Source organism: Pantoea sp. X-Soil-ISGK-421 (assembly GCF_059730785.1).
This window is the reverse complement of the sequence record NZ_AP035979.1, coordinates 122,433-136,333: the sequence shown is the minus strand read 5'-3', so window position 1 is coordinate 136,333 and position 13,901 is coordinate 122,433. Positions and strand designations below refer to the sequence as shown.

Here is a 13,901-nt window from a genome sequence, read left to right as displayed (position 1 = left end):
TCTGTTCGTCTCTTTTCGGAATTACGTCACTTCCTTACAGCTCATTTTCCTGATGCGGCATATTGTGATCTGGCGCATTTTCGACCAAAAATAGTTTGTGACATTGATCACACTTACACAACAAAGCACCCGATTAAAAAGGTGACTTAAGTCACATTCATCACCCTGTTTTGCATGATTTTTCGTCACCGTTGCTTTCTTACAGCCACTTTTTGTGATCAAAGTCACCTTATTGCACCCCAAACACCCCACCTTGGCGTGATCTACATCACACTTAGTCGCTGCTCTACGCAGCGTAATAAACTAGTGCTAGAGTCCGCGTGCATACAGTAATGCCACGGCCCGCGCCGTAACGTTCAAACAAAAACAAACGCGCTCTCTTATTGCAGCGCGTCTCAATAAGGGGTGGGTTTATGTCCTCATCAGTAAAGGTCAAGGTTCAGAGCTTTGGTCGCTTTCTGAGTAATATGGTGATGCCTAACATCGGTGCGTTTATCGCATGGGGTATCATCACTGCGCTATTCATCCCAACCGGATGGATTCCAAACGAAACGCTGGCGAAGCTCGTCGGCCCAATGATCACTTACCTGCTGCCGCTGCTGATTGGTTTCACCGGTGGACGTCTGGTCGGCGGCGATCGTGGTGGCGTGGTCGGTGCGATCACTACCATGGGCGTGATCGTCGGCGCCGATATGCCGATGTTCCTCGGTTCGATGATTGCTGGTCCGCTGGGCGGCTGGGCGATTAAATCCTTCGACCGCGTGGTTGATGGCAAGATCAAAAGCGGCTTCGAGATGCTGGTTAACAACTTCTCGGCCGGTATCATCGGTATGCTGTTGGCGCTGCTGGCGTTCGTAGCCATCGGTCCACTGGTTGAAGGTCTGTCGCACATTCTCGCTGCGGGCGTGAATCTGATGGTGCAGAACAACCTGCTCCCTCTGACCTCAATCTTTGTTGAACCGGCGAAAATCCTGTTCCTCAATAACGCTATCAACCACGGTATCTTCTCTCCGCTGGGTATCCAGCAGGCGAGCGAGGCGGGCAAATCAATCTTCTTCCTGATTGAAGCCAACCCAGGTCCGGGCATGGGCGTGCTGGTTGCCTACATGGTATTTGGTCGCGGTAGCGCCAAACAGTCCGCAGGCGGTGCAGCGATCATCCACTTCCTCGGTGGTATCCACGAAATTTACTTCCCATACGTGCTGATGGCGCCGCGTCTGTTGCTGGCGGTTATCCTCGGCGGTATGACGGGCGTGTTCACCCTGACGCTGCTGAACGGCGGCCTGGTTTCTCCGGCTTCTCCAGGTTCGATCCTGGCGGTGTTGGCGATGACGCCAAAAGGGGCTTACTTCGCGAACATCGCGGCCATCATTGCTGCGTTTGCGGTCTCCTTCGTCGTCTCAGCGGTGCTGTTGAAAACCAGCAAAGTGAAAGAAGATGACGATATCGAAGCCGCGACTCAGCGCATGCAAGATATGAAAGCGCAGTCAAAAGGTCAGGCAGTTGCCGGTTCCCCGGTGGCTGGCGATGCGATGAGCGTTGACCTGAACCACGTACGCAAAATCATCGTAGCCTGTGATGCCGGTATGGGGTCAAGTGCGATGGGTGCAGGCGTACTGCGCAAGAAAGTGCAGGACGCAGGTCTGAGCAATATCTCTGTCACTAACACGGCGATCAACTCGCTGCCGGGCGACGTAGACCTGGTGATTACGCACCGCGATCTGACTGAACGTGCGATGCGCCAGGCACCGCATGCGCAGCACATTTCTCTGAATAACTTCCTTGATAGCGCGCTGTACAGCAACCTGACTGAACGTCTGGTTACCGCCAATCGCAGCGAAGCGCATCGTGAAACGGTAAAGACTACGCTGGCGGACAGCTATGACGAAGGCAACGCGCACCTGTTCAAACTGGGCGCAGACAACGTGTTCCTTGGCCTGAGCGCGACGCATAAAGAGCAAGCGATTCGCTTTGCCGGTGAGCAGTTGGTGAAAGGCGGCTATGTTCAGCCGGAATATGTGGAAGCGATGCTGGAACGCGAGAAGCTGACGCCAACTTACCTCGGCGAATCAATCGCTGTTCCGCACGGCACCGTGGAAGCAAAAGATCGCGTGCTGAAAACTGGCGTGGTGTTCTGCCAGTATCCAGCCGGTGTGCAGTTTGGTGAAGAAGCTGAAGACGTAGCGCGTCTGGTCATCGGTATCGCCGCTCGCAACAACGAGCACATTCAGGTGATTACCAGCCTGACCAACGCACTGGACGACGATAGCGTGATTGAGAAGCTGGCAAACACCACCAGCGTGCAGGACGTGTTGGACCTGCTTTCGGGCAACACCGTCAAAGCGTAACACCACGTTTTACCTTCCCTGGGGCGGGTAAGCCCGTCCCACATTTCCGGGGCGGACTTGCCCGCCCTTTCGTCATTTGATATGGGTCAAATTTATGAAAGCGTTACATTTTGGAGCAGGTAACATCGGTCGCGGTTTTATCGGTAAGTTACTGGCAGATGCCGGCATCGAGCTGGTGTTTGCTGACGTCAATCAGGTGGTACTTGATGCCCTTAACGCCCGTCATGAGTATCCGGTTCATGTGGTTGGCGAGCAGGCGAAAGTCGAAATCGTAAAAGGCGTGAGCGCCGTGAACAGCACCAGCGATGACATCGTTACGTTGATTGCTGAGGTTGATATCGTTACTACGGCGGTGGGCCCGCAGATTTTGGAGCGCATCGCCGGCGGCGTCGCCAAAGGTCTGGCCAAGCGCAGCGACAGCGGTAATGTCCGTCCTTTGAACATCATCGCCTGTGAAAATATGGTGCGCGGCACCAGCCAATTGAAACAGCACGTGCTGAAAGCGCTGCCAGCGCAATATCACGCATGGGTTGAAGAGCATGTGGGTTTCGTTGATTCGGCGGTTGACCGCATCGTGCCACCGTCTGAAGCCGGCACCACCGATCCGCTGGAAGTCACGGTTGAAACCTTTAGCGAGTGGATTGTTGATAAAACTCAATTCAAAGGTGAGTTGCCGAACATTCCCGGCATGGAATTGACCGACAACCTGATGGCCTTTGTGGAACGCAAACTCTTCACCCTCAATACCGGTCACGCGATCACGGCTTATCTCGGCCAGCTTGCCGGCCACGCGACCATCCGCGACGCGATTCTTGATGAAAAAGTGCGTGCAGTGGTGCAAGGCGCGATGCAGGAGAGTGGCGCGGTGCTGATCAAGCGTTATGGTTTTGAAGCCGATAAACATGCTGCTTACATCCAGAAAATCCTCACCCGTTTTGAAAACCCGTACCTGAAAGATGACGTTGAGCGCGTAGGCCGTCAGCCGCTGCGTAAACTGAGCGCGGGCGATCGCCTGATCAAACCCACGCTAGGTACGCTGGAGTATCAGCTGCCGCACGCCAATCTGGTTCAGGGCATTGCCGCCGCGATGCACTATCGCAGCGAAGCCGATCCGCAGGCGCAGGAGCTGGTCGCGCTGCTAGCAGAAAAAGGTCCGCAGGCCACGCTGGCAGAAATTTCTGGCCTGGATGCCAATAGCGAAGTGGTCACCTCAGTGGTGAGCGCTTACAACGCTATGGCATAATGCGCGCCCTTTAGTGGTTAACTCGGGCACGTTTACGTGCCCGCTGGCGGTAGCTGAACGATGCAGGCAATGATGGAAGAGAAGCAGGCTTTTGAAAACCGGGTGCTTGAGCGCCTGAACGCCGGTCGTTCGGTGAGAAGCTTCCTGATCGCCGCCGTTGAGCTGCTGACCGAAGCGGTTAACCTGCTGGTGCTGCAAGTGTTTCGTAAGGACGATTACGCGGTTAAATACGCCGTCGAACCTCTGCTGCTCGGTAATGGCCCGCTGGGCGAACTCTCCGTTCGTCTCAAGTTAATTTACGGCCTTGGCGTAATAAACCGGCATGAGTACGAAGACTGTGAACTGCTGCTGGCGCTACGTGAGGAGCTGAATCACGACATCAGCGACTATCGTTTTACCGACGATGAGATCCTCGGCCCGTTTGGCGAGCTGCACTGCGTCGTTGCCTGGCCGCCGCAGCCGGATTTCAACCGCGACGACGATCAACTGCGTTCAATGCAACAGCAGCGTTATCTGCAGATGGTACGTTCCACCATGGTGCTGTCGCTCACCGAGCTCATTTCGCGGATTTCACACAAGCAGGTGTTTAAAAAGCCCGCTGTGTAGGGTCGCCAATCATGGTGACCAGGTGCGCATGAATGCGCACCCTACGCTCCACGCTGCAAAATTGCCTGAATTTGATGTATCCTTTGCCTGTTTTCCTTAACGAGTTTTCCCCCAATGAAAGAACAAGAAAAAGCCGAGATCAAAGTTCTGAGCGATCAGCTGGATGCACTCAATCGCAAAGAAGCCCCACTTTTAGCCTCTGGCGATGCCGAAAAGCTCGGCGAGCTGCTGCGTGAAAAAGAGAAGCTGGAGCTGGAAATTGAGCGCCTGCGCGGTGTGCGCACTGAGAAGCTGAGTAAAGAAGCGCAACAGCTGCAGAAGCTGGGCTTTAGCCGCGAAATCACCAAGAAAGAACAGGCCAACATGGGCGCATTCAAGAAAAGCGTGCGCGGCCTGGTGGTGGTACACCCAATGACCGCGCTCGGACGTGAGATGGGACTGAAAGTGATGACCGGCTACGCGAAGCAGCCGTTCTAATCTTTACTTACGCGGCGTGTGAGACGTCGCGTAGGATGCCAGCTGCCTGATGAACTTGTTCATTCAGACTGTCCAGCAAGACATAGCGACGGCGATACTCGGCGCGCTTCTTGCTGGCAATCTCTTCCAGATTTTTTCGCTCCGCACGTAATGGCAACGTAAACAGCTCATCGCTACGCGCCACGCCACCCAGCGACAACCAAAACTCGCTGTAGCTGGCAAAAAACTTATCGCTCTTACTGTGACGATAACGCAGGCTGCGGAATACGTGTGTGGTATCACCAACGGCGGTAATCCTCTCAACACCACACTGCTCCGCCAGATTAAAAACCGCTTCCATCAGCAGACGTTTCGGGAATACGCCATGTGCCGCTTTAGTCGCATCGCGAATAACATCGTTGGAAATATGTTTGCGCGGCCCCTGCAACCCACCAATTAATAAGGTACGTTTCCGCTGTTCCTGAATAATCGAGAATGAGAGCGAAGCGATTAATTGCGTTTCATAATGCAATTCCAGGGTAATTTCACCTTCACGGTCGAAGCGACCTGGACAGCAGTGAATCACAAACGCCTCGTCATTTTTACCGCTCAAATTAGCCAGTAAATTATCGCCCGGACTCTGCAACAGCTGACGCAGCGCCGCGTTATCCAGCTGATCCATTAGCGTATAGTGATCGATGATCGCCTGCGCACGCTGTGCCACACTGAATCCCGCACGCAGATAAGGCCGATGTGGCTTCGCCGGCAGTAAACCCTGCATGGTTAACAGCTGCGGCAACGCAGATAATTCCGCTAACTGATGCAGATAATGAAAAGTAGTAACTGGAAATACTAACGACCTTAAGGCAAATTTTGCGCGAAACCTTCCGCTATTCCATAATTTATTCGGCCTGAATTTTCCGCTTATTAAAGGTAAAAACAGCGAAGCTGACGAATCATTATTCGCCACAGAAGTTATGATAGTAGACATGATTATTTAGGCTTAGCGAGACAAATTATCGTCACTATATGCCCCAAATTATCAACGGCAGGTTAATAGATTTCTCAGCGAAATAGTTGTGCGCGGAAATATTCAGGTCGTTTAAAAAAGGTTTAAAAAGGGCGAAAAAAAACCGGTGAAGAGATCACCGGTTGTGTACGTTGCGGCTTAAGCCTGAACTTACTTAGCAGAAGCGAAACGCGCTGCCGCTTCGTCCCAGTTCACAACGTTCCAGAACGCTTTGATGTAATCAGGACGTTTGTTCTGATATTTCAGATAGTAAGCGTGTTCCCACACGTCCAGACCGATAATTGGGAAGCCTGAAACGCCTGCAACCGCTTCGCCCATCAGCGGGCTATCCTGGTTTGCGGTAGAAACCACAGCCAGTTTGTCGCCTTTCTTAACCAGCCACGCCCAGCCTGAACCGAAACGAGTGGTGGCAGCTTTTTCAAACTCAGCCTGGAAAGCTTCAACGCTACCGAAATCTTTTTCGATTGCCGCTTTCAGGTCGCCCTGCAGCGAGGTGCCCAGTTTCAGACCTTTCCAGAAGAAGCTGTGGTTAGCGTGGCCGCCTGCGTTGTTACGCAGTGGACCTTTTTTATCTGCTGGCAGCTGATCCAGTTTGGTGATCAGTTCTTCTACCGGCAGGTTAGCGAATTCGGTACCTTCCAGCGCGGCGTTAGCGTTGTTAACGTAGGTCTGGTGGTGTTTAGTGTGATGGATTTCCATCGTCTGCTTGTCGAAGTGCGGTTCCAGTGCGTCGTATGCGTACGGCAGGGATGGCAGTGAATAACTCATGTTCTTCCTCTCCATTTTAGTGTTTTGCAGCAGCACCTCACTGGGTGTGCCGCGTAAGCAGTCGGATCATTATAGTTAAAAACATGATCCGTAAAAGGGTTATCAATGCCTTAGATTTGATAAGGATTTGATGAATCTGGGAAAAGGTGCGCACACACGGCTACACCTTGTGCGTACTGGCACGCAGTTTAAGCTGCACCGGCAGCTCATTGATAGCAGAGGGTTCATCGCCCTTAAGCGCAGCCAGTAAACGTTTACCCGCCATGCGTCCCATCTCTTCATACGGCAGCACAATGCTGGTAAGCGGAGGCGAACATACCGCGGCTAACGGGCCGCCGCCGATACTGGCAATCGCCAACTGGCTGGGAATCGAAATTCCCGCCGCGTGGCAGGCCATGATAGCGCCGCAGGCCACTTCATCACTGGTGCAAATCAGCACATCCAGCTCCGGCCAGGTTAACCGAATTTCCGCCAGTAAGCTGTGCCCGGCGGCAAAGGTCGGCATTTTCGGCGACGTCACTACGCGATGCGGCGCCTGATTCATCGCCAGCATCCCGCTGTGCCAGCCATTTAGCAGCTGGCGGAAGATGGTGTTATTGCTCTGCGTGCACAACAAACCGAGATGGCGATAGCCACGTTCGACCAGACTCTGCACCAGCTGGCGAATCGCTTTGGCATAATCGACACCAATGCTGATCCCCGCCGAATCCGGATGCACGCCGCCAATATCCATCACCGGCAGTCCGGAATTGCTCAGCAGGCGATGTGCTTCGGCAGCGTTATCGAAGTTGAAATGCACCATCGCTGCGGGATTATAGGAGAGCAGCATTTCGATCAGCTCGCTCTCTTCCGCAGCCGAATGATTGGCCTCCGCCAGCATCATGTTGTAGCCCTGCGGCCGTAGCACCTCTTGCAGCGCTTCCGACACAATCGCACTGCCCGGCGTGGCAAACGAGGGCACCACCATGGTGATCAGGCGCGATGTCGCCGATGCCAGATTGCTGGCCTGCACGTTGGGTACGTAGGACAACTCAATCACTGCGGCATCAATTTTGGCGCGAATTTCGGACGAAACCTTCTCCGGCATGCGCAACGCGCGCGAGGCTGTCATGGTGCTTACGCCCACCAAACGGGCAACATCGGCCAGGGTACTTTTGCCGGTACTGCGCCGTTTTTTTTCTGTCATGCGATCTCCTGCATTACTCGCTACTTTTGCCAGGACGCAGCTTAAAACCAAATCTGTTAACGCGCCATGCGAAAAACCACAGATTCGGGCATCCCTTACCCACGGTTCTTTCCAGAATGATTGAGCATGTCAGGTGTTTGCGGCCATGACAAACGCAGCGCAAGAAAATGTTAGCGATAACACGTTTTTTAACAATCTCAGTGTTAGCGCTAACTTTTGCGACAATCATCACAGAAAACCGCTGAGAAAATAACCTACATTGCACTCCATCGACGAATAAACAGGAATGACTGATGCTCACTCAATGGCTAACACCGCAACATATTCGTGTCGTAGAGCACGTTAGCGACTGGCAGGAAGCGGTGCGCTTATCCGCCGAACCGCTGCTGGCCGCAGGGGCGATCAGCGCAACTTATCTTGATGCCATCTTTACCTCGCATGCCGAGCTTGGACCCTATTACGTGCTGGCGCCGGGCTTAGCAATGCCTCATGCCCGACCGGAACAAGGTGCGCGCAAAAATGGCCTGTCGCTGCTGCACGTGAAAAATGGCGTGAACTTTCAGTCTGATGAGAACGATCCGGTTTATGTGGTCATTATGCTGTGCGCGGTATCTGGCGACGATCATATTCAGATGATTACCGCATTAGCGGACGTGTTCAGCGACGAATCCCGCCTGCAGCAGTTGCTGTCGGCTTCTACCCTGTCAGCCATTGAAGCTGTCATTCAAAATAAATAACCCGAGAACCCTAAGATGAAAAAAGTCCTGATTGTGTGTGGAAATGGTTTAGGTAGCAGCTTCATTGTTGAAATGAATGTGAAAAAAATTGTGGCGGAATTAGGTAAAGAAGCTGAAGTAGGCCACACAGATTTAACCTCGGCTAAATCTGAGCATGCTGATTTAATTATCGCCGCTAAAGACATTGCCGATCAATTAGCCGGACACAGCGCCAACGTTATTGGTCTGACTAATCTTCTGGATAATGCAAAGATTAAAGAAATTTTGGCTGAAAATATCTAATAACACTTCATCCCGAAAAACTTTACTCACTATGGAGTAAGTTATGCTGCAGTTTATAATTAAGGATGTTCTCGGAACACCCGCTATACTTGTCGGCCTTTTCTCCCTGTTTGGTTTATTACTGCAAAAGAAACCGGTTTCTGATGTTATTTCCGGTACGCTTAAAACCATTATGGGATTTGTTATTCTCATCGCCGGGGCCAATTTAATTGCGGCCACGCTGACCATCTTCAGTCAGCTGTTTGAGCACTCGTTTAATATTCAGGGCGTGGTGCCCAACACTGATGCGATGGCTGCGCTGGCACAGAAAAGTTATGGCACCGAAACGGCCATGATCATGGTGTTCGGCATGCTGGTGAATATTGTGCTGGCGCGCATTACACCACTGAAATACATCTTCCTGACCGGTCACCACACGCTATATATGTCGGCGATGCTGGCGGTGATTTTGTCGGTAGGTGGCATACACGGCTTCTGGTTGGTGGTGATTGGTTCACTGATTCTTGGCACCATGATGGTGGTTTGCCCGGCGATTCTGCAGCCCTTCACCCGCAAAATCACTAATTCGGACGATCTGGCACTCGGCCACTTTGGCTCAACCGGTTATCTGCTCTCCGCGTTAGTAGGCAAAGTGGTCGGTAAAGGCAGCCCGTCGATTGAAGAGCTGAAGGTGCCGAAAACCCTCAACTTCCTGCGCGATTCATCGGTCGCGATTTCACTGACCATGATGATTCTGTTTATCGCGCTGGTATTAGTCGCAGGTAAAGCGTTCACCGAAAGCATCAGTGGCGGCCAGAACTACATTGTGTTCGCCATCATTCAGTCGATTACCTTTGCGGCGGGTGTCTACATCATCCTCGCCGGTGTGCGCATGGTGATTGCGGAGATTGTGCCGGCCTTTAAAGGCATCGCCGATAAGCTGGTGCCCAACGCCAAACCAGCGCTGGATTGCCCGACCGTCTTCCCGTTTGCGCCAAACGCGGTGATTATCGGCTTCCTGTCGAGCTTCTCCGCCGGTCTGATCAGCATGTTCCTGTGTCCGCTGTTTGGTTTGAGCGTGATCGTTCCGGGCTTAGTGCCGCACTTCTTCTGTGGCGCTACGGCGGGGGTTTACGGCAACATTACCGGCGGACGTCGTGGTGCGGTGATCGGCGCCTTTGTGCAAGGGCTACTCATCTCCTTCCTGCCGGCAATATTGCTGCCGCTCATGGGCGACCTGGGCTTTGCCTCCACCACCTTCGGTGACGCCGATTTCGGCATTGTCGGTATCGTGCTCGGCCATATTATTTCGTTCTTCCATTGATGTCTTGCGCAGCGCTTATTGGCGCTGCGCAAGTAATGAGGAATTAAAAAATGAACGCAAAGTTTTCACCGTCCTTAATGTGTATGGACCTCACCCGCTTCCGCGAACAAGTTGAAGCCATGAATAAAACGGCCGCCTTTTATCATGTTGATATTATGGATGGCAGCTACGTTAAAAACATTACGCTATCGCCGTTCTTTATTGAGAACCTGCGTAAAATTACGGATGTGCCGATTGATGTGCATTTGATGGTGAATCATCCGGAAGATATTATTCCGATGTGCATTGAGGCGGGCGCAGATATTATTAGCTTCCACCCTGAAACCGCTAATAATAAAATATTTCGCTTGCTGACGCAGATTAAAGAGGCGGGTAGGCGCTGCGGCGTGGTGTTAAATCCGGCCACATCGGCGGAAAGTATTCGTGAATATGCACATTTACTGGATAAAGTGACGGTGATGTCAGTGGATCCTGGCTTTGCCGGACAGAAATTTATCCCGGAAACGCTGAATAAAATACGCCAGCTGATCGCGATGCGCGAAGAACAGGGTTATCACTATTTGACCGAGATTGATGGTTCGTGCAATGCGCGCACCTTCAAACAGATTGCCGCATCGGGCGTGGATGTATTTATCGTCGGGACATCGGGATTATTTACTCTGCATGACGATGTAGCGCAGGCGTGGCAGAAGATGGAGCGCATTTTCGCCGAGGAAACCGCTGCCTGAGAATGAGGTGGTCATAAATGACCACCCTACAAAATCCGTAGGGTCGCCATTCATGGCGACCTTGTTAATAATCGCACCTTATTTATGACGATCGTTCTACCGCCCCAACTCACTCAACGACTTATCCAGCGCGCCCACCAGCCAATCGATATCCGCTTCCTGGAACGCCAACGGCGGACGCAGTTTCAGCACGTTACCGTAAGGGCCCGCCACCGACGTCAGCACGCGGTGTTCACGCAGCTTCTCGATCAAATCCAGCGCCAGCGCTTTATCGGGCGTTTTGCTGGCGCGGTCTTGCACCAGTTCGAAACCAATAAACAGACCCGCACCACGTACGTCACCGATCGATGCGTGGCGATCCATCAGTTTTTGCAATTCGGCCAGCAGCTTAGCACCCACCACGCGGCTGTGCTCCTGCAAGCCCTCTTCTTTAATCACCGTTAACACCGCCTGCGCTGCAGCCATCGCCACCGGATTACCGCCAAAGGTGTTGAAGTAAGGAATTTCATCGCTGAACGCCGCCAGCACATCGCTTTTCGCCAGCAGGCCCGAGACCGGAATGCCGTTGCCCATCGGTTTGCCGGTGGTGATCACATCGGGCACCACGTCGTGACGTGCAAAGCCCCAGAACGCATCGCCAGTACGACCAAAGCCCGGCTGCACTTCATCGGCGATAAAAATACCGCCGTTGGCATGCACCACTTCCACCGCTTTCTGCAGGAAACCGCGCGGGTTCGGCAACACACCATCGGAAGAGAAGATGGAATCTGCGAGGAAACCGGCAAACTTAATGCCGTGCGCTTTCATATCTTCGATCTGTTTCTGGATTTCATTGGCAAACCACTCGCCCAGATCGGGCGCATTGACGCGATACGCATCCGGCGGCGACACCAGACGCGTGGTCGCCGCCAGCGGCTGACCGCTGCCGAGCGCCGGTGAAACGCCTGAAGTGAGATCGCTGGTGCCATGATATGCCTCCTGCGAGACGATAATGCCGGTGCCGCCGCTGAAAGCGCGCGCCACACGGATCGCCAAGTCATTGGCTTCCGAACCGGTACACATATACATGGCGCGATCGATAGCATCCGGCGTGGTAGCCAGCAGCTCTTCGGTATAATCGAGAATACGCTCGTGCAGATAGCGCGTATGGGTATTCAGCATCTTCATCTGCTGATTCACTGCCTCAATTACCGCCGGGTGGCAGTGACCAATACTCGCCACGTTGTTGTACACATCAAGATATTTATCACCGGCAGCATCCCACAGATATTGCCCTTCGCCGCGCACTAAATGCACCGGCTTGCGGTAAAACAGGCGATACGACTCGCCCAACACTTTGCTGCGCTTATCGGTTAGCTTGCGGGTTGCCGCATCCAGACCGTCGGCGTGCTCAGCACGAAAACTGTTGGTATCCATGATGGTAGAACGTGTAGCCATGGTAACTCCCGTTGCGAAGGTGAAAGGGGTGCATGCGATATCGCCATTTACCCATATCATGCCTGCATTAATGACAAATGCAACAAAATACACAAATACAACCAAATACACATGACGATGTTATGACACTCAGGTAAGCTTAGGCCCAGGTTGAACACGTCACAGGGAAAAGTCATGCTGCAGGAAACCCGCTTACACCGCATTCGCGCGCTGCTGACCACGCAGCATCAGGTCAGCACCGAACGCATCATCAAAGAGCTTGGCATCTCACGCGAAACCGCTCGGCGCGACATTATTGAGCTGGAAGCACAAGGACTTGCACGGCGTGTACATGGCGGTTTAGTGGCAGTCGATAACCAGGCGGAGCCGCCGTTACAGGTGCGCCGCAACGCGCAGGCGAAAGAGAAACGCGCGATTGCCGTCGCCGCAGCGCAGCATCTCCAGTCGGGCCAAACACTGTTTCTTGATGCAGGTACCACCACGACGATGCTGGCGGAGGAACTGCGCACCATGTCGGGTTTAACCATCATCACCAATAGCCTGCAAGCGGCGCTGGCATTGAGCAGCGCCGAAGAGCATGAGACGCTAAATAATCAGGTGATTTTGCTTGGCGGCATGATGATGGCGGGCGCACAGCAAACGCGCGGGGAAATGACGATTGGAGAGATTTATCGTTATCGCGCCGATGTGGCATTGCTTTCACCAGTCGGTATTGAAGCGAAAAACGGCGCCAGCAGTTTTCATCCTCATGAAGCGGCGATTGCCCGCGCCATGGTGCAGCAGGCGAATCGCACCATTTTACTGGCGGATCACAGCAAACTCGGCGTGATGAGTCGCACCGTTTACGCGCCGATTGCGGAAGTTGAGCTGCTGATTTGCGACGGCGGCCCAGCAAAATCCGGCGCGCTGGCAGCACTGCAACAGGCGCTGCCGCAGGTGCAGGTGGTTTAACCTAGACGCTGCGGATGACTGTAAACCGTGGCGCGTCCCGGCTTACTAAACCCGATTAGAGTTAAATTGCAACGCTCAGCCACCTCAACGGCGAGCTGTGTCGCAGCGGATACCGCAAACAGAATCTCCACGCCGCACATGGCCGATTTCTGCACCATTTCATAGCTGGCGCGGCTGGAAACCAGCACCGCGCCCTGCTGCCACGCTTGTTGGCTGCGATTACCCAGCAGTTTATCCAGCGCCACATGACGTCCGACATCTTCATAGCCACCCTGCAATTCGCCCTCGGGCGACATCCATGCCGCCGCGTGCGTGCAGCCGGTAAGATTGCCGATCGGTTGGAAGTCACGCAGCTGCGCCAGGCCTTTGTCCAGATGCGCTAAATCAAAGGATTGCGTGAACGGCAGCGGCTGCAGCGGCTTACCGATTTGATCGAGTTGCTCCACGCCACAGACGCCGCAGCCGGTGCGTCCGGCCATCGCACGACGCTGCGCTTTTAGCGCCATAAAGCGGCGGCTGGAGAGCTCAATCTGCACTTCGATGCCATCACAGCCTGGCACCACATCGATGCCGTAAATCTCGTTCGGCTGCTCAATAATTCCTTCTGATAGCGAAAAACCGAGCGCAAAGGCTTCGAGATCGTTGGGCGTCGCCATCATCACCACGTGCGAAATACCGTTATAGACCAGCGCTATCGGTACTTCCTGCGCCAGCCAATCGCTTTCGGCGATATCGATAGTACGGCGCTGCCACACTTGCGACTGCACCGCACCTGAGATCTTATTCACATTTTGGTTACATTCTGGCTGATTCGCTTTCACTTTTT

General features: G+C 53.4%; 14 protein-coding genes. 9 read left to right on the top strand and 5 right to left on the bottom strand.

Annotated features, from left to right (window positions below; genetic code table 11):
* Positions 1-413: 413 nt before the first annotated feature.
* From AC6I8K_RS00645 to AC6I8K_RS00630, 4 genes are all read left to right on the top strand, one after another.
* The gene (locus tag AC6I8K_RS00645) at positions 414-2,348 is read left to right on the top strand and encodes a PTS mannitol transporter subunit IICBA (RefSeq protein WP_483816553.1); all 1,935 of its coding nucleotides are present in this window, start codon (positions 414-416) and stop codon (positions 2,346-2,348) included.
* A gap of 94 nt (positions 2,349-2,442) precedes the next feature.
* Positions 2,443-3,591: a mannitol-1-phosphate 5-dehydrogenase gene (gene mtlD / locus AC6I8K_RS00640; RefSeq protein WP_483816552.1), complete on the top strand. Its 1,149-nt coding sequence runs from the start codon at positions 2,443-2,445 to the stop codon at positions 3,589-3,591.
* Between the two features lie 60 nt (positions 3,592-3,651).
* The gene (mtlR, locus tag AC6I8K_RS00635; protein WP_196762310.1) at positions 3,652-4,197 is read left to right on the top strand and encodes a mannitol operon repressor MtlR; all 546 of its coding nucleotides are present in this window, start codon (positions 3,652-3,654) and stop codon (positions 4,195-4,197) included.
* A 114-nt stretch (positions 4,198-4,311) separates the two neighbouring features.
* Positions 4,312-4,674: a YibL family ribosome-associated protein gene (locus AC6I8K_RS00630; RefSeq protein WP_483816551.1), complete on the top strand. Its 363-nt coding sequence runs from the start codon at positions 4,312-4,314 to the stop codon at positions 4,672-4,674.
* A 7-nt stretch (positions 4,675-4,681) separates the two neighbouring features.
* Here the strand turns inward: AC6I8K_RS00630 and AC6I8K_RS00625 are convergent, their stop codons facing one another.
* The 3 genes from AC6I8K_RS00625 to AC6I8K_RS00615 form a co-directional block, all read right to left on the bottom strand.
* Positions 4,682-5,644, bottom strand: coding sequence for a VirK/YbjX family protein (locus AC6I8K_RS00625; protein ID WP_497826082.1), 963 nt, complete (start codon positions 5,642-5,644; stop codon positions 4,682-4,684).
* A gap of 189 nt (positions 5,645-5,833) precedes the next feature.
* Positions 5,834-6,451, bottom strand: coding sequence for a superoxide dismutase [Mn] (gene sodA, locus AC6I8K_RS00620; protein WP_007893384.1), 618 nt, complete (start codon positions 6,449-6,451; stop codon positions 5,834-5,836).
* Positions 6,452-6,611: 160 nt separating this feature from the next.
* The gene (locus AC6I8K_RS00615) at positions 6,612-7,637 is read right to left on the bottom strand and encodes a LacI family DNA-binding transcriptional regulator (protein ID WP_483816549.1); all 1,026 of its coding nucleotides are present in this window, start codon (positions 7,635-7,637) and stop codon (positions 6,612-6,614) included.
* Between the two features lie 293 nt (positions 7,638-7,930).
* Here AC6I8K_RS00615 and AC6I8K_RS00610 point away from each other — a divergent pair, with 293 nt between their 5' ends.
* From AC6I8K_RS00610 to alsE, 4 genes are read left to right on the top strand one after another with little or no spacing between them, the layout of a single operon-like run.
* Positions 7,931-8,374 carry a PTS sugar transporter subunit IIA gene (locus AC6I8K_RS00610; protein ID WP_064738221.1) on the top strand — a complete coding sequence of 148 codons (444 nt, stop codon included), beginning with the start codon at positions 7,931-7,933 and terminating at the stop codon, positions 8,372-8,374.
* 15 nt (positions 8,375-8,389) lie between these two features.
* A complete protein-coding gene (locus AC6I8K_RS00605) occupies positions 8,390-8,656 on the top strand; it encodes a PTS sugar transporter subunit IIB (RefSeq protein WP_497826081.1) in 267 nt (88 codons plus the stop codon).
* A 43-nt stretch (positions 8,657-8,699) separates the two neighbouring features.
* Positions 8,700-9,959 carry a PTS ascorbate transporter subunit IIC gene (gene ulaA, locus AC6I8K_RS00600; protein ID WP_483816548.1) on the top strand — a complete coding sequence of 420 codons (1,260 nt, stop codon included), beginning with the start codon at positions 8,700-8,702 and terminating at the stop codon, positions 9,957-9,959.
* 50 nt (positions 9,960-10,009) lie between these two features.
* Positions 10,010-10,687 (top strand): D-allulose 6-phosphate 3-epimerase, encoded by a 678-nt coding sequence (gene alsE / locus AC6I8K_RS00595; RefSeq protein WP_497826080.1) that lies wholly within the window; start codon positions 10,010-10,012, stop codon positions 10,685-10,687.
* A gap of 96 nt (positions 10,688-10,783) precedes the next feature.
* Here the strand turns inward: alsE and AC6I8K_RS00590 are convergent, their stop codons facing one another.
* Entirely contained in the window at positions 10,784-12,124 is a 1,341-nt protein-coding gene (locus tag AC6I8K_RS00590) for an aspartate aminotransferase family protein (protein WP_497826079.1), read from the bottom strand.
* Positions 12,125-12,298: 174 nt separating this feature from the next.
* Here AC6I8K_RS00590 and AC6I8K_RS00585 point away from each other — a divergent pair, with 174 nt between their 5' ends.
* Positions 12,299-13,075: a DeoR/GlpR family DNA-binding transcription regulator gene (locus AC6I8K_RS00585; protein WP_483816545.1), complete on the top strand. Its 777-nt coding sequence runs from the start codon at positions 12,299-12,301 to the stop codon at positions 13,073-13,075.
* On the opposite strand, the gene fdhD is transcribed toward AC6I8K_RS00585, so the two are convergent.
* Complete coding sequence (gene fdhD / locus AC6I8K_RS00580; RefSeq protein WP_497826078.1) at positions 13,072-13,896, bottom strand: formate dehydrogenase accessory sulfurtransferase FdhD; 825 nt, start codon at positions 13,894-13,896, stop codon at positions 13,072-13,074. The two genes, AC6I8K_RS00585 and fdhD, sit on opposite strands and share 4 nt — an antisense overlap.
* Between the last annotated feature and the right edge of the window lie 5 nt (positions 13,897-13,901).

Excerpts from the sequence above, each read along its gene's own strand:
- AC6I8K_RS00645 (WP_483816553.1), top strand. The coding sequence starts at position 414 with ATGTCCTCATCAGTAAAGGTCAAGGTTCAGAGCTTTGGTCGCTTTCTG.
- mtlD (WP_483816552.1), top strand. The coding sequence starts at position 2,443 with ATGAAAGCGTTACATTTTGGAGCAGGTAACATCGGTCGCGGTTTTATC.
- mtlR (WP_196762310.1), top strand. The coding sequence starts at position 3,652 with ATGCAGGCAATGATGGAAGAGAAGCAGGCTTTTGAAAACCGGGTGCTT.
- AC6I8K_RS00630 (WP_483816551.1), top strand. The coding sequence starts at position 4,312 with ATGAAAGAACAAGAAAAAGCCGAGATCAAAGTTCTGAGCGATCAGCTG.
- AC6I8K_RS00625 (WP_497826082.1), bottom strand. The coding sequence starts at position 5,644 with ATGTCTACTATCATAACTTCTGTGGCGAATAATGATTCGTCAGCTTCG.
- sodA (WP_007893384.1), bottom strand. The coding sequence starts at position 6,451 with ATGAGTTATTCACTGCCATCCCTGCCGTACGCATACGACGCACTGGAA.
- AC6I8K_RS00615 (WP_483816549.1), bottom strand. The coding sequence starts at position 7,637 with ATGACAGAAAAAAAACGGCGCAGTACCGGCAAAAGTACCCTGGCCGAT.
- AC6I8K_RS00610 (WP_064738221.1), top strand. The coding sequence starts at position 7,931 with ATGCTCACTCAATGGCTAACACCGCAACATATTCGTGTCGTAGAGCAC.
- AC6I8K_RS00605 (WP_497826081.1), top strand. The coding sequence starts at position 8,390 with ATGAAAAAAGTCCTGATTGTGTGTGGAAATGGTTTAGGTAGCAGCTTC.
- ulaA (WP_483816548.1), top strand. The coding sequence starts at position 8,700 with ATGCTGCAGTTTATAATTAAGGATGTTCTCGGAACACCCGCTATACTT.
- alsE (WP_497826080.1), top strand. The coding sequence starts at position 10,010 with ATGAACGCAAAGTTTTCACCGTCCTTAATGTGTATGGACCTCACCCGC.
- AC6I8K_RS00590 (WP_497826079.1), bottom strand. The coding sequence starts at position 12,124 with ATGGCTACACGTTCTACCATCATGGATACCAACAGTTTTCGTGCTGAG.
- AC6I8K_RS00585 (WP_483816545.1), top strand. The coding sequence starts at position 12,299 with ATGCTGCAGGAAACCCGCTTACACCGCATTCGCGCGCTGCTGACCACG.